At 51.2% G+C, this 686-nt stretch carries 1 protein-coding gene; it reads left to right on the top strand.

What is annotated here, in order from left to right:
- Positions 1-659: DUF4368 domain-containing protein (locus DXA97_RS19855; protein ID WP_118721466.1), on the top strand; the 659-nt coding region annotated here is incomplete at its 5' end.
- Positions 660-686 lie beyond the last annotated feature (27 nt).

Here is a 686-nt window from a genome sequence, read left to right as displayed (position 1 = left end):
TAAAATGCGGCGAGTGTGGGAAGTCGCTGACGGTACGCTACACAAACGCAAAACATCCCCAGCAGATTTATTCCTGCAAGACCTACAATGCCTTTGGAAAGAACCACTGCACCCAGCATCGGATTGACTATGACACCCTTTACAGCCATGTGCTGCGGAAAATCCGGGAATGTGCCAGAGCTGCCCTGATGGACGGGGAAGCGGTTGCCGACCGCCTGACCAATACCTGTGAAGCCGAGCAGCGGGAACAGCGGGAAGCAATGGAACGCTCCCTCACAAGGGACGAGGAACGGATTGAGGTTCTGGACAAAATGGTAATGCGGCTTTATGAGGATATGATTGCAGGGCGTATCAGTGAACAGAATTTCAACACCATGCTGGAAAAGACACAGACCGAGCAGACGGAGCTTAAAACAAAAGTGTCCGAGGGCAGAAAGCGGCTGTCCGATGAAGTCCAGCTTGCCAATGACGCAAAACAATGGGTGGAAGCCATTCAGGAATACGCCAACATCACAGAGCTGGACGCAGCTACCCTCAACCGCTTAATCAAAGAAATCGTCGTGCATGAGCGCATTGACGAAGATAAAACAAGACACATTTCTATCGAAATTCATTTTAATCTCAAACCCATCCCGGAGGTGGAACAGGTCACTGCCTGACCTGTCCCGCCGGGACGGTTCTCTTAA

This window comes from Clostridium sp. OF09-36 (assembly GCF_003481985.1).
Lineage (GTDB): Bacteria > Bacillota > Clostridia > Lachnospirales > Lachnospiraceae > Brotaphodocola.
The sequence above is the reverse complement of the archived record's forward strand: the minus strand, read 5'-3'. Positions and strand labels throughout refer to the sequence as shown.